We start from the raw sequence: 20,596 nt of genomic DNA on the forward strand, positions 1-20,596 counted from the left end.
GGGCAGAAGCACCGCACGCCAACGAAAAAGGGAGGCGACATGACGTCGCCTCCCTCGTATTGCCACTTCAACGCAGGGATCAGAACTTGTACTGCACGCGCGCGAAGAAGGTGCGGCCGTACCAGTCGTACTGCGAGGCGTAGACCGGCACGTTGCCGTACACCGCGGCATCGGAACCCAGGCCCGAGGAGACCAGGTCCGGCGCCTTGTCGAACAGGTTGCGGACACCGAACAGGATGCCCCAGTCGCCCTGTTCATACGCCACGGAGGCGTGGTGCAGGAACTGCCAGCCGGCCTTGATGTCGCGGGTCGCGTTCTGGTAGCCGAAGTAGGTGAACGTGCGGTCGTAGTCCTTGCTGGACGTGCTGCTCACGTACTGGCCCTGGTAGCTGAACGTCCAGTCACCACGCTTCAGGCTGACGTTGCCGATACCCACGGTCTGCGGACGACCGATGTAGCCGATCTGCTCGTCGGTCGAGATGCCGCTGTTGGCGGCGGAGTCGAACAGACGGAACGAGTCCTCGATGGTGTAGGTGACCTGTGCGTCAACGGACAGCTTGCCGAACGAGAAGTCGCGATCGTAGTTCACCTGCAGGTCGTAACCGCGGGTGCGCTCGCGGTTGATGTTCACGTAGGTGCTGTAGATGTTGACGATCGAGTTCGGGGCGGATGCGTCATCCGGCGCATTACGCTCCATCTGGTCGCAGAACGAGTTCGGGTAGACCGGCGAGGCGTAGCAGCTGTACACGATGTTGCGAGCGCCGAGCTGGGTGATCTCGCCACGGACGTCGTAATCGAAGTAGTCCAGTGCGACGTTCAGGTCGGCGAAGGTCGGGGTCCACACCAGGCCCAGCGTCTTGGCCTTGGAGGTCTCCGGCTTCAGCTTGCCCTTGCCGCCGCTCTCGTACACGGTCGCGCTCGAGGAGCCACCGGCATAGTCGTCCGGAATGCCGGCCGCCGCGCAGTTGGCACGGATGTACTGGTTGTTGCTGTCACCCCACAGGATGCAGGGGTCGATCAGTGCCTGCGTCTGGTAGCCGGTCTGGTCGCCCAGGTACAGCTCGTACAGGCCCGGGGCACGGTAGGAGGTGCCGATGGTGCCGCGCACACGCAGCGAGGGGATGATCTGCCAGTTCAGGCCAGCCTTCCACACGTTGTCCGAATCGGCAACCGAGTCGTACTTGAACACGCGGCCGGACAGGTTGACCGACAGCGATTCGACGGCCGGCAGCCCCTTCAGCAGCGGGATGTCGAACTCGGCGAAGGCTTCCTTGACGTTGTCGGTGCCCTTGGTTTCATTGGCCGAGCTGTAGCCCCACATCCGGCCCTGCTTGGAGAGGTCGGAGGGCTGGTCGTCGATCTTGGTGTGGCGGAACTCCGCACCGAATGCACCGGCGACATTGCCGGCAGGCAGGCTGAACAGATCACCGGTGACCACCGCGTTGACGGTGGACTGTTCGTAGATCGTGCTGCCGTTGGCCCAGACGCCGATGGCATTGACCAGTTCGCCCATCCGCTCGCCGTTGAGGAAGCCGGGGTCGAAGTAGTTCACCGGGGTGGTATCGCCGCCCATTGGGTCACCCAGGTCGCCGGTACGCGCGGCGTCGATTGCAAGGTTGCCGTACTTGCCCTTGGAGCGGCTGTAGGTGCCGTTGATTTCCCAGGCCCAGCTGTCGGTGCCCTTGAACATGCCGTCGAACTTGGTGGCGCCGTAGAAGTAGTCGACCTTGACCTTCTGGTCATCGACGAACGGCATGATCGGCTGGTAGTAGTCGTCGTCGCTTTCGTTGTAGACGATCGGGAAGAACTGCCGGTAGCTGTGGGCGTTGGTCTCACGGCGGTTGTACAACCACTGCGTCTTCCAGCTGAAGCTGTCGAAGCTGAAGTCGGTTGCCGCGTAGAAGCTGGCACGCTCGCGTTCGTTGATGACTTCGCCGTTCTTGAGGAAGTCGTAGTTCAGCACGTCCTCATAGGAAGCTTCAGGCGAGTTGGCATAGCTCTTGGACGGGTACGGGCGCGGCTTGTAGCCCGGGAACGGGCCAATGGTGCTGCCGTCCTTGGTCGGCACGTAGCGCACGCGCGAGTCGAACAGCTTGATGATGGTGTTGGCGTACAGGTTGCCCGCGCTGCAGCCGGCCAGGGGGGTGCCTTCCAGGATCGAGTGGTCCACGCGGTCAATGCGCTTGCCATCGGTGCCCCAGACGCGGTCCTGTGCGCAGGAGAAGTAGTCGCGGTCGCCGTTGGTCAGCGCGTTGAGCTTGTCCCACTGGACGCCGGCGACGATGCTGCCGTTGTCGAAGTTCCAGCCGTTGGCGATCGAGGCGGAGAACTGCTCGCCGCCACCATGCTGCGGCACGCTCATCATGTACGTCATTTCCGGACGGTCCATGGTCTTGCGCGTGACCAGGTTCACCACGCCGGCCAGCGCGTCGGAGCCGTAGATGGAGGACGAACCATCCTTCACCAGCTCGATGCGCTGCAGGATGGCCTGCGGGATGACGTTGAGGTCGAACGAGCCGACCTGGCCGCGCGTACCGGCGGGGCCGGGGCGCTGGCCGTCGAGCAGCACCAGCGTGCGGTTCGAGCCCAGGCCACGCAGCGAGACGGTCTGCACGCCGGTACCACCTTCGACGACGAAGCCGCCGAACTGGTTGTTGATCTGGGTGGAGCCGGCGGCGGCAGCCGAGGTCTGCAGGAAGCTGGCGGTATCAAATTGGCCTGCGGCCAAGCCCTTCTCGATCGAGATCACCTGCACTGGCGAGGTGGTTTCATACTCCGGGCGCTTGATCAGCGAGCCGGTGACGGTGATCGTATCGAGATCCTTGGCCTTTTCGCTTGAGGTTGCGCTTTGGCTGGTGGTTTCGGTCTTTTCGGACTGCTCCTGGGCAAAGGCCGGAACGACTTGCAGTGCTGCGACGACAGCAATTACCAAAGGCAACTGTTGCAGTCCGCGTTGGACGGACATCTTCATGCGGCTCTCTCCTGATGAAAAATGTTCAGCAAAATGTTTCGCCAGCGTTATGGGCTGGTTAAGCGAATGTAGGTTGGAGGGGTTGCGCTTGCAACGGTTTTCTGATCTCACTTCCTCTCATTCACGTGTATGAATTCGAAGCAATGAGGTGCCCGGTGGTCGCGGCTCTACAGGACCGGCGTGGTCGGCGGTGCTGTCCCTCGGTTTCCTCCGCGGTACCCACAACAGCCCCGATGGCCAGCCACAAGGGATCCCCCGTCCCTGGCAATCAAAAAAAACCGGGGAGCCTTCGCTCCCCGGTTGGGTACTTCTATACAGCCGGGGATCAGAGCCCGCCGGGGCCGCAATCGCTCTTCAGGTAGTTCTCGATGAGCCCAAGGGTTTCCCGCTGCTGCCGCGGGTACCACGGCATGCTGTGCTGCTGGTCGGCGATCAGGTGGAACTGGGCCGGCACCTTGTTCTTCACCGCATCGTAGAAGCCTTGGGCGTGGAACGCCGGGGTGCGCACGTCGCGGTCACCGACAAACAGCATGACCGGGATGTTGGCATTGGCGGCGTTCTTCAGCGGGTCCATGCCCTTCACGGTCTGGCCCTGCAGAATGCGCTGCAGACGGTTGTCGCTCCAGGACGTACCCAGACGGCCCAGGTCGGTGACCGGCGCGCCCGCGATCGCGCACTGGAACGGCGAGTTCGGCCGGACCGTTGCGGCCGCGGCGGCAAAACCACCGTAGGAGTAGCCGAAGATGGCGATGCGGTCCTTGCCAGCGATGCCCTGTGAAACCAGGTAGGCTGCGGCATCATCGTTGTCATCGGACATCTTCTGCCCCCACTCGCGGTCGCCCGCGATCCACAGGTCGCGGCCAAGGCCGGCCGAGCCACGGTACTGCGGGCGCAACACGGCATAGCCGCGCGAGGTCAGCAGCGGCACCCAGCCGGACACGTCCCAGCCCATGTAATCCCGTGCCCACGGGCCGCCATGGGGGTGGACGATGGCCGGTGCGGCCGGATCCCCCTGCTTCCAGCCTGCAGGAAGATCAAGGATGGCCGGGATCTGGCGGCCGTCACGCGCGGTGTAGGTGACCCAACGCTCCTCGCCGGTCCGGCCTTCGCCGACCCACGGACGCTCGCTCCCCAGGTTCACCACGTTCTTCCTGTCAAGCAGGATATGGTGGCTGGACGGGGCATCGTTGCTGCTGGTCTTGAACAGGATGCGCGAGAAGTCGTCCGTGTAGCGCGCGATATCGATCTGCTTGTTGGGGAAGGCCTGCTTGAGGTTGTCCTGGATCGCCTTCAGGGTCGGGTCGACATAGACGGTCCGCGGTGACGGGCCGTCGATCACGAAGCCCAGCACCTGGTTGAAGTTGCTGGCCTGGGTGCTGAAGATCAACCGGGCAATGGAAAACTCCGGGTTGGCCACAACCGGCTCGGCGTCGAACTTCTGCTGCTTCGGGTCATACAGATGCGCCTGCACCTTGTCCGAGAACAGGTCGGTCAAGACGTAATACTTGCCGGTGGCGTCATCCACGCCCGCCAGTTCAACCGTATGCCGGTCGGACAGCTTGGTGGTCAGCGGGCGCTGCAGGACGAACTGGCCCGAGGCCGGGTCCAGGATCAGTACCTGCTGCTCATAGTCGCTGCCTGCCGCTTCGATCTGGGACTTCGCCAGCACCTTGCCGGTGCGCGAGTCGAACAGGGCCGGCGAGGCGCGCGTACCGCCGCGGAAGAGCAGTTCGGTTTCCTTGGTCTTGAGGTTGTACAGGTAGTAGTTCGAGGTCAGGCTCAGCTCGCTGAGCTGCTGGATGACGACCCGGTCCGGGTCCAGCGGCAGCATGTTCACCAGCGATGCCGTGCCAGCGAGCTCCAGGCAGCGCTGGGTCTGCTCGCTCACGCCGAGCCTGCGGGTGTTGTCGGTGAAGGCCTCGTTGAACTCCTTCTGATCGTCACCGGTAAGGTAGGTCTTCACGACAAAGGTCTTGGTCGCGCCGGACGCGTTGCCTTCACCGCAACCGCCCAACTGCCCGGTCCACTCCTGGCGGCCGATCACCAGAATCTTGTCCGACTTCAGGGCACCGGCGGCAATGAACTTCATGCGATCACCCGACGGCGTCACCACCTTGGGGCCGGACGAAAGCGCGCTGGTGTCCCAGGTGGCCAATGCGGTTTCTTCCGCATTCTTCGGTGAAGGCACCAGGGCGATGAGGTGCTTCCCGTCAGGACTCATCGACACCGATTGCAGTGCGGGCAGCCGCGCCAGGTCCTCGATGGCAATCGGCCCGGAAGACTCTGCGTAGCTGTTGGCTGCAGCGAGTGAAACAGCAGTGAGGAGCAAGGTACGGCCGAAAACCACGTGCATATCTCATCCTTTGGACACGTTGATTGCTTGGGTCACAAGCTTGCTGAATGGAACGACAACACGGAAAAGGTAGCAGAACCGCCACCCAGCGCGTAGTGCGGAAAGGCAGGTGCTGATCGGAAGCGGGTGGGGGATGTCATGCGGGCGAGGCGCTATAGTTGCGCCCTGTCTGAAAGGCTGAGGTTGTGGTGGGCGGTTCGATCGCATTGGGTTCATCCCACAAGGTTCAAAAGGGGCTCTCTCCCCATTCACGTATCCGCAACGTCATTGCGGTCGGGTCCGGCAAGGGCGGGGTGGGCAAGTCCACGACCGCGGTGAACCTGGCCTTGGCGCTGCACGCGCTGGGGGCGCGGGTCGGGGTGCTCGATGCCGACATCTACGGGCCGAGCGTGCCGGCGATGCTGGGCCTGAGCGGCCGTCCGGAGAGCCCGGACAACAAGACCATCGAGCCGTTGCGGGCGTTTGGCGTGGAAGCGATGTCCATCGGTTTCCTGATCGAGCCCGACTCGCCGATGATCTGGCGTGGCCCGATGGCCACCTCGGCGCTGACCCAGTTGTTCAACGACACGCTGTGGGGCGACCTGGACTTCCTGCTGATCGACCTGCCGCCGGGTACCGGTGACATCCAGCTGACGTTGTCGCAGAAGATCCCGGTGGCCGGTGCGGTGATCGTCACCACGCCGCAGGACATTGCCACGTTGGATGCGCGCAAGGCATTGAAAATGTTCGAGAAGGTCGAGGTTCCGGTGCTCGGCATCGTCGAGAACATGGCCGTGCATACCTGCAGCAACTGCGGCCACACCGAACATCTGTTCGGCGAGGGCGGCGGCCAGCGCATGGCCGAGCAGTACGGCGTGCCGCTGCTGGGTGCGCTGCCGCTGGACATCAGCATCCGCGAGCAGGGGGACGTCGGTACGCCGGTGGTGGCCGCTGCACCGGATTCCGCACCGGCCCAGGCCTACCTGGCCGCGGCCCGGCGCATGGCCGAGGAACTGGCCAAGCGCCCACGCGCCAGCATCCCGATCGTGTCTTCGTTGATCTGACCGGCTGCCGGCCTCGTCCGGCCGCTGCCCGCCGAGCCGTGGCAGCCCCGGCTCGGGCTCGGCGATACAAGGCCCCTGCGCTAGAATCGTGCCCCGACCGGCGCACCAGGCTGCGCGATCCCACGAAATCAGGACCATTGAATGAGCATCAAGAGCGACCGCTGGATCCGCCGCATGTCCGAACAGCACGGCATGATCGAGCCGTATGAAGCCGGGCAGGTCAAGCAGGTCAATGGCAGCCGCATCGTCAGCTACGGCACCTCCAGCTATGGCTACGACGTGCGTTGCTCGCGCGAGTTCAAGGTGTTCACCAACATCAACTCCACCATCGTCGACCCCAAGCACTTCGACCCGAAGAGCTTCGTCGACATCGAGGCCGACGAGTGCATCATCCCGCCGAATTCGTTCGCGCTGGCACGCACGGTGGAGTACTTCCGCATCCCGCGCGACACCCTGGTGGTCTGCCTGGGCAAGAGCACCTACGCGCGCTGCGGCATCATCGTCAACGTCACGCCGCTGGAGCCGGAGTGGGAAGGTCACGTGACGCTGGAGTTCTCCAACACCACGCCGCTGCCGGCGCGTATCTATGCCAACGAAGGCGTGGCACAGATGCTGTTCTTCCAGGCCGACAAGGATGATGTCTGCGAGACCTCGTACAAGGACCGCGGCGGCAAGTACCAAGGCCAGACCGGCGTGACCTTGCCGCGCACCTGAGCCCGGCATGCGGCAACGAAAAAGGGCGCGGATTCCGCGCCCTTTTTGTTTTCCGCCGGTTCCGCGGCAGGTGCGGCGACCTTACTTGCCCCGCCCGAACAGCATGCCGATGCCCACTGCGACCAGGATGGCCGGCCACCAGGTGGCGAGCATGGAGCCGATGTTGCCGTTGATCCAGCCCAGGTTCTTGGCCAGGAAGAACAGGCCGACGATGATCAGGATCAGGGCGGCGATCAGGTTGGAGCGCATCGGAGTGCAGTGTCCGTTGGTGGTGAGGCGCCTATCGTAGCCGCTGGCGCCAGATTTCGACACGCTCGGCCAGCACGTCCGGATCGAAACGCTGGGCCTTGCCGCTGCCCCAGACCGGGCCCGGCCAGGCCGGGTCGTTCTCGTTGCGGCCTACCAGGTGCACGTGCAGCTGGCGCACGATGTTGCCCAGCGCCCCGATGTTGATCTTGCTGACGTTGGGCTTCTGCTTCAGGTGCTGGGAGATCTGGTTGATCTCGGCCAGCAGCAGGCGCTGCTGGGCGCCGTCCAGGTCGATCCATTCACTGGCCCCGGCAACGCGGGGCACCAGCACGACCCAGGGAAAGCGGTCGTCGTTCATCAGCCGGATCTGGGACAGGGGGCCATCGGCGATCAGCACGCTGTCGGTGGCAAGGCGGGAATCAAGTTCGAAATCGGACGTCACAGCTTCGGTCATCGCAGGTTCTCACTGAAGAAGGCCAAGGTGCGTTCGCGCGCCAGTTCGGCGCTGGGGGCGTGGTAGTGCATGCCGACCTCACGGTTGAAGGCGTGGTCGGCCGGGTACACATATACCGGCAATGTGGGTTGCTTTTCACGATGCGCTGCAACGGCGGCCGGCGGGATCGAGGCATCCTGCGCGCCGAAGTGGAAGATTGCCGGGGCTTTGAACGGGCCGTCCAGGAATGGCACGTTGCGCGCGCCGTAGTAACTGGCCGAGGGCAGGCCCAGCCGTTGCGCGGCCAGCATGGCAATGGTGCCGCCCCAGCAGTAGCCGACCGTGCCGACCTTGCCGTGGCGCTCCAGCTGCTGGGCGGCGGCCTGGACCACGCTGACCGCGCGGTCCACGCCCAGCGCGGTCACCAGTTCCTTGCCGCGGTTCACGCCCTCGGCGTCATAGGCCAGCTCTAGGCCCGGTTCCAGCAGGTCGAAGAAGGCCGGGGCGAGCACCGCGTAGCCCTCGGCCGCGTACTGTTCGGCGACGTGGCGAATGTGCGCGTTGGCGCCAAAGATCTCCTGGATGACGACCAGGCCGGCGCGCGGAGTGCCCGCGGGTAGCGCCTGCCAGGCGCGGACCGGGCCGTGGGCGGTGGAGAGAGTGATCCATTGGGACATGGGGGAAGCTCCAATTGAGGGGGAAGTCGGGGATGGTGCTCCCTTCTCCCGCCGGCGGGAGAAGGTGCCCCAGAGGGACGGATGATGGGGGGCTTTGGTTTCTGGAACGGGTGCTGGAGAGCGGCCCTCACCCCAACCCCTCTCCCGCGTGCGGGAGAGGGGCTTTCGCTTTCTGCGGCACTGGACGGTGGCTGCGCGGCACAGCGGGGCCATGCATGCACGGCACAGGCGGCGGCGCTCCCTTCTCCCGCCAGCGGGAGAAGGTGCCCCGAAGGGGCGGACGGGAGAGGGGCTTTGGCGTCGCTCCTTGGTGTGTGCGTGGCGCATTAAGCCAGTTGCAGGGCAGGGCGGTGGGTGACCGGTATAATCGCCCGCTTTCCGGCCCTGTGGTCATTCCGGCCCCGGCCCCCAGAATTCCGTGAACATGTCCCAGCTGAACCCCAAAGTCGGCTTCGTCAGCCTTGGCTGCCCGAAGGCCCTCGTCGACTCCGAGCGCATCCTCACCCAGTTGCGGGTGGAGGGCTACGACATCGTGCCGTCCTACGATTCGGCCGACGTGGTGGTGGTCAACACCTGCGGCTTCATCGATTCGGCCGTGGCCGAGTCGCTGGATGCCATCGGCGAGGCGATGAACGAGAACGGCAAGGTCATCGTCACCGGCTGCCTGGGCAAGAAGTCGGAGATGATCCGCGAGCATTACCCGGACGTGCTGTCGGTATCCGGCCCGCAGGACTACACCAGCGTCATGGACGCCGTGCATGCGGCCCTGCCGCCCAAGCACAATCCGTTCGTGGACCTGGTGCCGGACTACGGCATCAAGCTGACCCCGCGCCACTACGCCTACCTGAAGATTTCCGAAGGCTGCAACCACCGTTGCAGCTTCTGCATCATCCCGTCGATGCGTGGCGACCTGGTGTCGCGCCCGGTCGATGAAGTGCTGCGCGAGGCTGAGAGGCTGGTGAAGGGCGGCGTGCGCGAGCTGTTGGTGGTGTCGCAGGACACCTCTGCCTACGGCGTGGACCGCAAGTACGCGCCGGGCACCTGGCGCGGCAAGGAATACGCCACCCGCATGAAGGCGCTGTGCGAAGGCCTGTCCGAGCTCGATGCCTGGACCCGCCTGCATTACGTCTACCCGTACCCGCACGTGGACGACGTGGTGCCGCTGATGGCCGAAGGGAAGATCCTGCCGTACCTGGATATCCCGTTCCAGCACGCCAGCCCGCGCATCCTCAAGCTGATGAAGCGCCCGGGTGCGGTCGACAAGACCCTGGAGCGGGTGCTGCGCTGGCGCGAGATCAGCCCGGACATCACCGTGCGCTCGACCTTCATCGTCGGTTTCCCGGGGGAGACCGACGCCGAGTTCGAGCAGCTGCTCGACTTCCTGGACGTGGCCCAGCTCGACCGCGTCGGCGCGTTCGCCTACTCGCCGGTGGACGGTGCCACCGCCAACGACCTGCCGGACCCGGTGCCGGAAGAAGTAAAGCAGGAGCGCCTGGCCCGCTTCATGGAGAAGCAGGCCGCCATCTCCGCCGCCAAGCTGGAAGCGAAGATCGGCAGCGTGCAGCAATGCCTGGTCGATGTGATCGAGGATGGCATCGCGGTGGCGCGCTCCAAGGCCGATGCGCCGGAGATCGATGGTTTGGTGCATATCCAGAACGGCGAGGAAGCACGCCTGCGCGTGGGTGACTTCGTCAACGTGGAGATCACCGACAGCGACGAGCACGACCTGTTCGGTGATGCACTGGTCGAGCAGGCGGCCAAGCCGTTCGATCTCAAGGTGCTGTGACCGCAACGATGAATGAAGTAGGCGCCGGCCAGGGCCGGCGTCGGTTCATTGCCCCGTTGCGCGGGCAGGTGGATGCCGAGTGTTTCCGGCATCCCGTGTTCGACGGTTATGCCGACCAACGGGACCTGCTGACCGGCGCGGATTGGCCCGCCATCGAAGCGCTCAATGCGCGGCTGGCGTCGCCGGATCACCGTTTCGTGGCACAGGACGCCGCACTGCTGGCCGACGGCCTGCACTACGAAACCCGCATTGCGCAGGGGCGCATCGCCACGCGCGAAGAGAACTGGCATGACCTGTTCAACGCGCTGGTGTGGATGCGCCATCCGGCGATCAAGCATGCGCTCAATGCGCGGCAGTGCCTGCATATCGCGCGGCTGGGGGCGAGCGAACGCAACCCTGCGCAGCAGGCCCTGACCCAGTTCGACGAATCCGGCGTGATCGTGCGCGTGCGCGATCCGGCGCTGCTGCTGGCGTGGGATCGGCACGACTGGCCGGCACTGTTCGCGCCAGTGGGCTGGCAACGGGGTGACATCGCCGTGGCCGCCGTGATCGGGCACGCGTTGATGGAACAGATGCTGGTGCCGGGACGCTTGCTGGTCGGCAAGTGCGTGGTGGTGCACGGTGCAGCGGACGCCGCTGCCGTGGCGCGGGTCGCCGCGGCGATCACCGCCGGGCAGGTCTTGGCCGCTGCATCCGAATTGCGCCCGTTGCCGTTGGCCGGTATCCCCGGGTGGCATCCGCACCAGGATGCGGCATTCCTGGCGCAGGCGGACTACTTCCGCCCGCTGCGTGAGGGGCGTCGCTATCCGCCCGCGTTGGCCGAACCCGCGTAGGCGGGGATGCAATCCCCGCAACGGTCGCTACGTTGTTGCGTGTTGGCCGCTTTCTGCGATGGGGGTCTTGCCCGGGTCAGCCCTCGTAGCTGACATCGACCAGCACGAAGCGGGTGATGCCGCCGGGCAGCTCGACACTGAACTCATCGTCGATGCGCTTCTTCAGCAGGGCACGGGCCAGTGGTGAATCGATGCTGATCCAGCCGGTGGCCGCATCGGTCTCGTCGGGGCCGACGATGCGGTAGACATGGCTGTCGCCCGAATCGACGTTCTCCAACTCGACCGTGGCGCCGAAGAACACCGCTTCCGGGTCGCTGGGGCGGGTGTCCACCACGCGCAGGGCTTCCAGGCGCTTGCTCAGGTAACGCACGCGCCGGTCGATTTCACCGAGCTGCTTCTTGCGGTAGGTGTATTCGGCGTTCTCCGAGCGGTCACCTTCGGCCGCCGCCGCAGCCAGCGCCTTGACCACCTCCGGGCGGCGCTGGCGCCACAGTTCGTCCAGCTCGGCCTTCAGGCGCGCGTGGCCTTGGGGCGTGATCAGCGCGGTGCTTTTTTCTGCAGGTGGGCGCCAACGGCTCATTGCGGGAATGCATGCTTTGCGGGAGGACGCCATGGTAGCCGCGGGCGCTTGCGCGGGGCTATCGGATCGCTGAAGCTGCGCCGTCCAGACAAGGGAATGTCCGTCGATGTTGATCCTGCCGTTGCACAAGCCACTGAGCCTGGCCACGTTTCCCTGCGTGACGGCCTTGCTGGTGCTGGTCAATGTGTTGATCTACTTCGGTTGGCAGGTGCCGGACGAGGACAAGGTCCAGGCTGCACAGGCCTGGTACCTGGCCTCTGGCCTCGACGCCCGCGAGGTGCCGGCCTACCGCAAGCACCTGATCGAAACCGGGCAGGTCGAAGCGTTGCAGGCGTTCGAGGCGCTGCCCGCGCATGACAAGTCGGTTTATCTGGCCGCCTCGACGCAGACTGACGTCGCATTCCAGCAGGCCCTGCAGCACGGCGAACTGTTCGAGACGGAAGAAGAGCGCAACGAATGGGCACCGTTGCACCAGCAATACCAGTCCCGGCTGGACCAGGTGTTCACCCTGCGCCATCTGCTGCGCAGTTCGGAATGGTCGCTGCCGCGGATGTTCTCCTCGGCCTTCCTGCATGGTGACGCGCTGCACCTGTTCGGCAACATGGTGTTGCTGGTGGCCTTGGGCTTGCTGCTGGAAGGGGCGATCGGCAGCTGGCGCTTCCTGGCCGTCTACCTGCTGGGCGCGCTGGGTTCCAGTGCGGTGAGCGTGCTGTGGCGTTGGGGCGAGGCCGGCGGCGGGCTGGGGGCCTCGGGCGCGATCGCCGCGGTGATGGGGGCATTCTGCGTGGTGTGGGGGCTGCGCCCGGTGCGGTTCTTCTACTGGTTCGGGATCCTCTTCAATTACGTGCGCGCGCCGGCGATCTGGCTGCTGCCGGTCTGGCTGGGCTGGGAGGTGTTCAACCTTTTCACCAACCAGGGGGCGGGCATCGGTTTCGACGCGCATGCCGGTGGCCTGGTCTGTGGCGCGTTACTGGGCGGCGTGCTGGTGCTCACCCACCAGACCCGCGAATCCTTCATGCGTGAGGACGAGGCCCCGGCAGCCCCCGACACGCGCTGGGAGCAGGCGCTGCTGCACATGGGGCGGATGGAGAATGCCGCCGCCGAACGGCTGCTTGCCGCGCTGGCCGCCGAGCAGCCGCACCGGCTGGACGTGGCGTTGGCGCGCTTGCGTGTCGCCGACAACGATGGCCGCGGTGCGGCCGCACTGGCGCGGCTGGGCGAGGCGATGATGCTGGAGGCGACGGACCCCGCCGAGCGCGCCGCGCAGCATGACCTGGTCAAAAAGCTGCAGGCCTCGCCGGTGATGCCGCCCGCGTCGACGTTGCGGGCAGTGCTGGCGCGTTGCTTCAAGCAGGCCTGGTTGGCGGAAGCCGAGGCCCTGTTGCTGAAGGCCTCCGGGCTGCCGGAGGGCGAACAGGCCCAGTTGTGGTTGCGCCTGGCCCTGCGCCACGGTGAGCTGGACGCGCCGGAGGAGCAGCGCCGCCTGCTCGATGGCATCGCGCGGCGTTACCCCGGTTCGGAGCAGGCGGGGAAGGCGCGGTTCCTGCTCGAGAACAACTGAGGCCCGTCGTGACCCGGTCGCCAGACCATAGGCGGGGATGAACTCCCCGCCCCTGTCAGGGGCCGAATCGGTTCACGCCAGGTGCGGGCTCAATGCCCGTTGTGCGGCTTCGAGCTTGCGGCGCTGTTCGGGGTCTTCGCAGCGGCCCAGCGCGTCTTCCAGCAGGGCGCGCGCTTCGTCATCGCGGCTGTAGCGTTCGGCCAGCAGCAGTGCGGCCTGCACCGCCCATTGCGGTGCCAGCGGCGCGCGCGGCCACGCCTTGAGCATGGCCAGTTGGGCATCGAGCTGCAGCTGCAGTTGGCCGCTCAGGCGGGCGCGCTCGGCCAGGCTGGTGGCCTGCTCCGGATCGGCCGGGGCGAAGTCCGGATCGGTTTCGAGCAGCTCGCGCAGCACCTGCATCGCCTGGCGCTCCTCCTTTTCGGCCAGCAGGCGGGTGATGTACTGGCGGCCGTGCTCGCGCAGGGCGTCGGAGACTCCCTTGCGGCGCAGCAGGCGATGGTAGAGCTCATGGACCGGCAAGCCGACCGCGCGGCTGCGGGCGGCCGCGCGCAGTGCATCCATGGCGGCTTCGGGGTGGCCGTCGCGGACGAAGTGCTCGGCCTCGTCCAGCAGCGCCTGGTCAGGGGCATTGCGGGAGAGGGGCTGCGGCGCGCCTTCCGGCTCGAAACCGAGCACATCGTGGTACTGGTAGACCATGTAGCCCAGCAGGTGGAAGGTGGCGAACAACCCCCAGATGCTGAAGAAGGTCAGCACCAGGTCGCCGATGATCGGGGGCATGACGGCATGCAGCCACTTGCCGGCGGTCAGTGCGCTGGCCTGGATCACGAACAGCAGCAGGAACACCGCCAGGTAGGGCCAGCCGATACGCACGGCCAAGGTGATCGGCGTGGCCGGGTTCAGGGCGGCGCGCAGGCTGCCGTCCATGGCCAGCGAGATCACGCAGCCCGGTTGCAGGAACACCACCGCGGCCAGTGCGGCCAACCCGATGATGGGGCCCAGGAAGGCTGCCACCACGACCACGAAGATGCCCATCAGGATCATCATCGCCAGCAGGCGGATCACGGTGCCGTCGCTGGAGTACAGCGTGTTCTCCGGCGCGGCCAGGCGCCCGTTGGCGGTCTCGCGCAGGATCTCGAAGGCGTAACGGTAGACGCCGACCCAGACCACGATGGCCAGGATCCAGCCGATGCCCGGCAGCAGGCCGAGCAGGGTGCACAGGGTCAGCGCGATCAGTGCATACAGCGCCGCGCCGCGCACCGGGTAGAACGTGATGGACGGCAGCCGCTGCCAGAACGGCTCGGGCGTGCTGCGTGACAAATTGCGATGCGAACGATCTTCCATGAATCCCCCGTGGTGCTGCGCACATTCTGGGGGCCAGGGCCGGGGGCCGGCAACGGCCGGCACCCGGCGTTACTCAACGCTTGCCGCCGAAGATGCTGCCGAGGATGCCGCGCACGATCTGGTTGCCGAGCTTGGTGCCGACGGTGCGGGTGGTCTGCTTGGCCATCGTCTCGATCATGCCTTGGCGGCGCTTGGTGCCGAAGATGGCGTCCTTGATGCTCTGGCCGAAACCGCCTTCCTGTTCCTCGTCCTGCTGGCGCGTGCGGGCCTTCGGTGCCTGCGCCTGCTCGGTCGCCTTCTCGGCACGTTTGGCCAGCAGCTCGGCCGCCGACTCGCGGTTGACCGCCGTGTCGTAGCGGGTGCCGACCGGGCTGCCGGCGCGCACCTGGGCGCGCTCAGGCTCGGTGATCGCGCCCATCCGGCAGCGGGGTGGGGCGATCAGGGTCTTCTGCACCGGCGAGGGCACGCCCTTGTCCTGCAGCGTGGAGACCAGGGCTTCGCCGGTGCCCAGCTGCGACAGCGTGGCGACCACGTCGAGCTTGGGGTTGGGGACGAAGGTCTCGGCCGCGGTCTTGACCGCTTTCTGGTCGCGCGGGGTGAAGGCGCGCAGGGCGTGCTGCACGCGGTTGCCGAGCTGGCCGAGGATGTTGGCCGGCACGTCATCCGGGAACTGCGAGCAGAAGTACACGCCCACGCCCTTGGAGCGGATCAGTCGCACCACCTGCTCGATGCGCTGCACCAGCGCCGGCGGCGCGTCGTCGAACAGCAGGTGCGCCTCGTCGAAGATGAACACCAGTTTGGGCTTGTCCAGGTCGCCCACTTCCGGCAGCTGCTCGAACAGCTCGGACAGCAGCCACAGCAGGAAAGTCGAGTACAGGCGCGGCTTGAGGATGAGCTGGGCGGCGGCGAGGATGCCGACCACCCCGCGGCCGTCATGGTTCACGCGCATGATGTCGGCCAGTTCCAGCGCCGGCTCGCCGAAGATGGCTTCACCGCCGTCCTGCGACAGCCGCAGCAGCGAGCGCTGGATGGCGGCCACCGACTGCGCGCTGACCAGCCCGTACTCGGTGGAGATGTCCTTGCGCTCCTCGGCCACCAGGTTGAGCAGGGCACGCAGGTCGTCCAGGTCGAGCAGCAGCAGGCCGCGGTCGTCGGCCAGCTTGAACACGATGTCCAGCACCCCGGACTGGGTGTCGTTGAGCTCCAGGATGCGCGCCAGCAGGGTGGGGCCCATCTCGCTGACGGTGGTGCGGACCGGGTGGCCCTGCTGGCCGTACAGGTCCCAGAACACCACCGGGCTGGCCGCCGGGGCGTAGCCGTCCACGCCGATCTCGGCGGCGCGCTGGGCCAGCTTCTCGCCGCCCTCCCCGGGGACGGCCAGGCCGGCCACGTCGCCCTTCACATCGGCCATGAACACCGGCACGCCCAGGCGCGAGAAGCCCTCGGCCAGGGTCATCAGGGTCACCGTCTTGCCGGTGCCGGTCGCCCCTGCGATCAGGCCATGGCGGTTGCCAAAACGCGGGAGCAGGGTGACGGCGATGTCGTCGGTGACGCCTTTGCCGAGCAGGATCGGGTCCATGGAAGCACTCATAGATGAATGAAGGGGGATTCTAACGGCCGACTGTATCGGGACGGTGTCATTGTTGCCCCCGGGCAAGTCCGGCGGCTACCCTGCCTGACCTTTCGCGCGCAGTGTTGCTGATGTCCGTATCCCTGTTCTCTCTTCGTCCCTGGTCGCTGCTGGTTGCGGCTTCATTGTTGACGGTGGTGCCGGCGGCGCATGCGCTGTCGGCCCGCGACAAGGCCAGGGTGGAGGCCATCGAGGCCCGCATGGCGGCGGCGGAGAAGCGCTACAGCGACGCGCTGGTGCTGGTGAACAACGCCGATCCCAAGGGCACCGCCGAGTCGGATGCGGCGCTGGAGGACATGGAGGACGTGATCACCGCCTGCATCGCGCAGAAGGGCTGCACGGTCAGTGGCCTGCTGACCACCTACAAGCGCCTGCTCAAGCAGAAGGTGGACGGTGCGGCGGCCGACGAGGAGGACGACGCCGGCATGCCGGTCGAGGCGGATCCGGATCATGTCGCGCCGCTGCGGGCCGATGTCCCGGAAGCGGCCCGTGCCGCGGCCCTGCTCAACGACCACCGCCATGCCTTCGACGACATGGTCGAGTACAACCCGGCGATCCAGGCCGGTATCCGCCGCTGGTTGACCGACATGCGCCCGGCGCTGCTGACCAGCTACGAGAACTACATGAACCTGCGCGGCGTGATGTGGCCGGAGTGGGAGAAGGGCGGTCTGCCGGAGGCGTTGCTGTTCGGCATCATGGCCAAGGAGTCCAATGGCCGTGTGCATGCGTCCTCGCGGGTGGGCGCCGCCGGCCTGATGCAGTTCATGCCGGCCACCGGCCGCCGCTTCGGGTTGGGCCCGGATGGCACCGGCTTTGACACGCGCTTTGACCCGCGCAGCGCCGCCGAGGCCAGCGCGGCCTACATGAACGAGCGCATGCGCGGACTCAACCGGAACATCGAATACGCGTTGGCCGCCTACAACGGCGGCGAGGGCCGGGCGGCCCGCATCTACCGCGACATGGGCGGGCAGAGCTTCTGGACGGACTCGGCGTACAACCAGTTTCCGGGCGAAACCAAGGACTACGTGCCGATGGTGATCGCTGCGGCCTGGATCTTCCTGCACCCGCAGCAGTACGGCGTGGAGTTCCCGAAGATCAACGGCCAGCCGGCGACGATCCGGCTGGCCCGTTCGACCACCATCTATGAGCTGACCATCTGCCTGGGCAGCACCGGCACGCGCGATGGCTACATGCGTGCGCTGCGCAACCTCAACCCGCGCTACGAGGCTGATGGCTGGATCCCGGCCGGCACCACGATCAACGCGACCACCCGCATTGCCGGCCTGTACAACCGCTACTGCGTGAGCGGCCCGCGCGCGGATCTGGCGCGCACCCTGATCACCGCCGACGTCAATGCGGCGATCAAGCGCCCGACCGCGACCAGTTTCACCGGCAGCGTGGCGGTGGGCGATGTGCAGGCCATGCAGGGCGGGCAGGTGCCGCCGCCGGTCGCCACGCCCGCCCCCGCACCGCGTCCGGCCACTCCGGCACGCCGCCAGGCACGCAGCTACACGGTGGCGCGGGGGGACACGCTGGGCCGCATCGCCAGCCGCTTCCAGTGCGAGGTGCCGGCCCTGGCACGCGCCAATGGCCTGCGCGCGCCGGCCTATGCGATCAAGCCGGGGCAGCGGCTGAAGCTGGAAGGCTGCGACCGCTGAGCCGGTTCCTGCAATGAACAAGGGCGCCGCAGGGCGCCCTTTTTTTGGGTCGGGGAGGGGGAGGCTCCGCCTGGCCTACTTCAACGTCGCCAGCGCCTGGCCCAGCTGCACCGGGCTTTCGGCCCTCAACGACGGCTCGAAGTCGGCCACGCCCGGCGGCAGCAGCACGATCACCGTGGAGCCATAGTTGAAACGCGCCATCTCGGCGAAGCGTTCCAGGGTGATGCCCTTGCCGCGCCAGTCCTTGCGGGTGATGCGGTCGCCGTAGGCGGGGATCTCCTCGCCGCTCCATACCGTCTCCACGCCGCTGACCAGCAGCGCACCGACCATCACCTGCACCATCGGGCCGAAATCGGTGTCGAAATGGCAGACCAGGCGCTCGTTGCGGGCGAACAGGCGCGGCACGTGGGCCACCGCGTCGGTGCCGACGCTGAACAGACGGCCCGGCACGTGCACGGTTTCGCGCAGCGTGCCGGTCCAGGGCATGTGCACGCGGTGGTAATCACGCGGGGATAGGTACACGGTGGCGAACAGGCCGTTGTTGAACGGGACGGCGTCGGCGGCATCGCCGAGCAGCTCGGCGGCGGTGAACGACTGCCCCTTGGCTTGGAAGATGCGGCCGTCCTGGATCGGGCCCAGCTGGCTGATGCGGCCATCGGCCGGCATGGTCAGGGTGCGCGGGTCGGCGGCGGCCGCACGTGCGCCCGGCTTCAGGGCGCGGGTGAAGAACGCATTGAAGCTGGGGTAGCTGCGTGGGTCCGGGTTGGCCGCCTCGGCCAGGTTGACGTTGAATTTTTCGGTCACCGTGTCGATCAGCCAGCGCGAGATCCGCGGGTTCTGCGAATAGGCCAGCGAGCGCGCCATCGAGGACAGCAGGCGATGGGGCAGGACGTAGGTGAGCGTTGTTACCAGACTCATGGGGCGGTGTTCTCGGTGAGCTTAGTCAGGTCGCTGGCAATGGCCTGCGGGTTGAACGGGGGGCGGATCAGGCCGGCCAGGCGGCCCTTCGGGTCCAGCACCGCGATGCTGGAGGAGTGGTCCATGCTGTAGTCGCTGGGGTTTTGCTCGAAATGCTTGCCCGGCACCTTCTGGAACACCATGCCCAGCGCGGTGGCGAAACGCTCCAGCGACGGGATGTCCGCGGTCGCGGCCAGGGTGTCCTTGTGGAAGGCATGGGCGTATTCGCCCAGCTTGGACGGGGTGTCGCGTTCCGGGTCTACAGACACCAGCACCACGCGCGGGCGCAGGCTGTCGGGAATGGCCTGCCACTGCTTCTGGGCCTGGGCCAGCTCGGCCAGGGTGGTGGGACAGACATCCGGGCAGGCGGTGAAGCCCAGGAACACCAGGCTCCAGTGCCCATGCAGTTCGCCGGGGATCAACCGGGTGCCGTCGGACTGGGCCAGGTCGAATTCCGGCAGGGTGCGCGGGGTGCCGTAGAAGATGATCGAGCTGGTGCCGTTGGTGCCCTTGCTGGACGGGCCGAACACCTTCTGTGCCAGTACCAGGCCGAGGCCGGCCGCCAGGGCGATGGCGAGGATGATGCCGATATTGCGGTTGAACATGGGCCGTTGCTTCCGTTCGGAGGTGGCCACTGCGGGAGTGGGCCACGGGCGGGACACGGGAGTGTAGGGGATTGCAGGCCTGTTCCCATGGGCCGGGAAGGCCCCGCCGGGCGGGTGCTGGCGGCCATTGCCGAAGTTTCGGCTGCAACTGGGCACTCAATATACCGGGCACGCGCCTATAATCGCAGACCTTTCAAGTATTTCCGTATTGCCATGACTGCCCAGGCGGCTGCCGAACTCCATACGATCATCGATCTGATCCGCTACGGCGCCAGCCGTTTCAATGCCGCAGGCCTGACCTTCGGCCACAGCTATGACAACGCCCTGGACGAGGCGACCCAGCTGGTGCTGCACAGCCTGCACCTGCCACCGGACCTCGGCCCGGCCTACGGCGCGGCGCGGCTGCTGCCGGACGAGCGCGAGCGCGTACTGGCGCTGTTCGAGCGCCGCATCAACGAGCGCCAGCCGGCGGCCTACCTGACCGGCGAGGCCTGGTTCGCGGGCCTGAGCTTCAAGAGCGACGCGCGTGCGCTGGTGCCGCGCTCGCCGATCGCCGAGCTGATCCTCAACGGCTTCGAGCCGTGGCTGGCCGGCCGTGATGTCACCCGCGCGCTGGACCTGTGCACCGGCTCGGGCTGCATCGCCATCGCCATGGGCCACTACTACCCGAACTGGCAGGTCGACGGCAGCGACGTCAACGACGCCGCGCTGTCGCTGGCGTTCGAGAACAAGGAGCGCCTGCTCGCGCACAACGTCGAACTGGTCAAGAGCGACCTGTTCAACGGCCTGCAGGGCCGGGTATACGAGCTGATCGTCACCAACCCGCCGTACGTCACCAACGACGAGACCGATGCGTTGCCGCAGGAGTACTCGCACGAGCCGGACCTGGCCCTGCGCGCCGGCGACGATGGCCTGGACCTGGTGCTGAAGATCCTGCGCGATGCGCCGGACCATCTCACCGAGGAAGGCCTGCTGATCTGCGAGGTGGGCGACTCCGAGCAGCACCTGATCAAGCTGCTGCCGGAAGTGTATTTCTCCTGGATCGAGTTCAAGGTCGGCCAGATGGGCATCTTCGCGGTGGAGGCGGCCGAGCTGCGCGCCCACCATGCGCGGATCGCCGAACTGGCGGCACAGCGCCCGTAAGGGCGCAGGCGGCGAGGGCCCGGGCCTTCGCCGTGTTTTCCCCGGTGCGGGATTGACGGCAC

General features: G+C 66.5%; 17 protein-coding genes. 7 read left to right on the forward strand and 10 right to left on the reverse strand.

Annotated features, from left to right (window positions below; all coding sequences use genetic code 11):
• Positions 1-79: 79 nt before the first annotated feature.
• The gene (locus VA603_RS03000) at positions 80-2,971 is read right to left on the reverse strand and encodes a TonB-dependent receptor domain-containing protein (RefSeq protein ID WP_323437886.1); all 2,892 of its coding nucleotides are present in this window, start codon (positions 2,969-2,971) and stop codon (positions 80-82) included.
• A gap of 325 nt (positions 2,972-3,296) precedes the next feature.
• Positions 3,297-5,324, reverse strand: a complete 2,028-nt coding sequence (locus VA603_RS03005) for an alpha/beta hydrolase family protein (protein ID WP_323437887.1) — start codon at positions 5,322-5,324, stop codon at positions 3,297-3,299.
• Positions 5,325-5,524: 200 nt separating this feature from the next.
• Here VA603_RS03005 and apbC point away from each other — a divergent pair, with 200 nt between their 5' ends.
• On the forward strand, positions 5,525-6,367 hold the full coding sequence (gene apbC / locus VA603_RS03010; RefSeq protein ID WP_425603658.1) for an iron-sulfur cluster carrier protein ApbC: 843 nt from the start codon (positions 5,525-5,527) through the stop codon (positions 6,365-6,367).
• 141 nt (positions 6,368-6,508) lie between these two features.
• On the forward strand, positions 6,509-7,081 hold the full coding sequence (dcd, locus tag VA603_RS03015; RefSeq protein WP_323437889.1) for a dCTP deaminase: 573 nt from the start codon (positions 6,509-6,511) through the stop codon (positions 7,079-7,081).
• Positions 7,082-7,162: 81 nt separating this feature from the next.
• Here dcd and VA603_RS03020 read toward each other — a convergent pair whose 3' ends face one another.
• From VA603_RS03020 to VA603_RS03030, 3 genes are read right to left on the reverse strand one after another with little or no spacing between them, the layout of a single operon-like run.
• Positions 7,163-7,330: a LiaI-LiaF-like domain-containing protein gene (locus VA603_RS03020; protein ID WP_089153126.1), complete on the reverse strand. Its 168-nt coding sequence runs from the start codon at positions 7,328-7,330 to the stop codon at positions 7,163-7,165.
• 31 nt (positions 7,331-7,361) lie between these two features.
• Positions 7,362-7,784: an HIT domain-containing protein gene (locus VA603_RS03025; protein ID WP_192286217.1), complete on the reverse strand. Its 423-nt coding sequence runs from the start codon at positions 7,782-7,784 to the stop codon at positions 7,362-7,364.
• Positions 7,781-8,440: a dienelactone hydrolase family protein gene (locus VA603_RS03030; RefSeq protein WP_323437890.1), complete on the reverse strand. Its 660-nt coding sequence runs from the start codon at positions 8,438-8,440 to the stop codon at positions 7,781-7,783. Before VA603_RS03030 ends, VA603_RS03025 begins: the two co-directional genes overlap by 4 nt.
• A gap of 424 nt (positions 8,441-8,864) precedes the next feature.
• Here VA603_RS03030 and rimO point away from each other — a divergent pair, with 424 nt between their 5' ends.
• Together rimO and VA603_RS03040 are read left to right on the forward strand one after the other, a co-directional pair.
• Complete coding sequence (rimO, locus tag VA603_RS03035) at positions 8,865-10,226, forward strand: 30S ribosomal protein S12 methylthiotransferase RimO (protein ID WP_313256221.1); 1,362 nt, start codon at positions 8,865-8,867, stop codon at positions 10,224-10,226.
• A complete protein-coding gene (locus VA603_RS03040; protein ID WP_425603648.1) occupies positions 10,223-11,059 on the forward strand; it encodes a DUF3025 domain-containing protein in 837 nt (278 codons plus the stop codon). The genes rimO and VA603_RS03040 overlap by 4 nt, the downstream gene beginning before the upstream one ends.
• 76 nt (positions 11,060-11,135) lie before the next feature.
• Here the strand turns inward: VA603_RS03040 and greB are convergent, their stop codons facing one another.
• Positions 11,136-11,639, reverse strand: coding sequence for a transcription elongation factor GreB (gene greB / locus VA603_RS03045; protein ID WP_132864377.1), 504 nt, complete (start codon positions 11,637-11,639; stop codon positions 11,136-11,138).
• A 106-nt stretch (positions 11,640-11,745) separates the two neighbouring features.
• Here greB and VA603_RS03050 point away from each other — a divergent pair, with 106 nt between their 5' ends.
• Complete coding sequence (locus VA603_RS03050) at positions 11,746-13,200, forward strand: rhomboid family intramembrane serine protease (protein ID WP_323437892.1); 1,455 nt, start codon at positions 11,746-11,748, stop codon at positions 13,198-13,200.
• Positions 13,201-13,272: 72 nt separating this feature from the next.
• Here the strand turns inward: VA603_RS03050 and VA603_RS03055 are convergent, their stop codons facing one another.
• Together VA603_RS03055 and VA603_RS03060 are read right to left on the reverse strand one after the other, a co-directional pair.
• The gene (locus VA603_RS03055; protein ID WP_323437893.1) at positions 13,273-14,541 is read right to left on the reverse strand and encodes a DUF4013 domain-containing protein; all 1,269 of its coding nucleotides are present in this window, start codon (positions 14,539-14,541) and stop codon (positions 13,273-13,275) included.
• Between the two features lie 73 nt (positions 14,542-14,614).
• On the reverse strand, positions 14,615-16,120 hold the full coding sequence (locus VA603_RS03060; protein WP_323438073.1) for a helicase HerA-like domain-containing protein: 1,506 nt from the start codon (positions 16,118-16,120) through the stop codon (positions 14,615-14,617).
• Between the two features lie 122 nt (positions 16,121-16,242).
• On the opposite strand from VA603_RS03060, the gene VA603_RS03065 reads away from it, so the two are divergent.
• The gene (locus VA603_RS03065; protein WP_313254758.1) at positions 16,243-17,829 is read left to right on the forward strand and encodes a transglycosylase SLT domain-containing protein; all 1,587 of its coding nucleotides are present in this window, start codon (positions 16,243-16,245) and stop codon (positions 17,827-17,829) included.
• Between the two features lie 75 nt (positions 17,830-17,904).
• Here the strand turns inward: VA603_RS03065 and asd are convergent, their stop codons facing one another.
• The gene (gene asd, locus VA603_RS03070) at positions 17,905-18,747 is read right to left on the reverse strand and encodes an archaetidylserine decarboxylase (RefSeq protein ID WP_323437894.1); all 843 of its coding nucleotides are present in this window, start codon (positions 18,745-18,747) and stop codon (positions 17,905-17,907) included.
• The gene (locus VA603_RS03075) at positions 18,744-19,391 is read right to left on the reverse strand and encodes an SCO family protein (RefSeq protein ID WP_323437895.1); all 648 of its coding nucleotides are present in this window, start codon (positions 19,389-19,391) and stop codon (positions 18,744-18,746) included. The genes asd and VA603_RS03075 overlap by 4 nt, the downstream gene beginning before the upstream one ends.
• Before the next feature lie 213 nt (positions 19,392-19,604).
• On the opposite strand from VA603_RS03075, the gene prmB reads away from it, so the two are divergent.
• Positions 19,605-20,534, forward strand: a complete 930-nt coding sequence (gene prmB / locus VA603_RS03080) for a 50S ribosomal protein L3 N(5)-glutamine methyltransferase (protein WP_132864370.1) — start codon at positions 19,605-19,607, stop codon at positions 20,532-20,534.
• Positions 20,535-20,596 lie beyond the last annotated feature (62 nt).

The organism is Stenotrophomonas capsici (assembly GCF_034961085.1).
GTDB classification, from domain to species: Bacteria; Pseudomonadota; Gammaproteobacteria; order Xanthomonadales; family Xanthomonadaceae; genus Stenotrophomonas; species Stenotrophomonas capsici.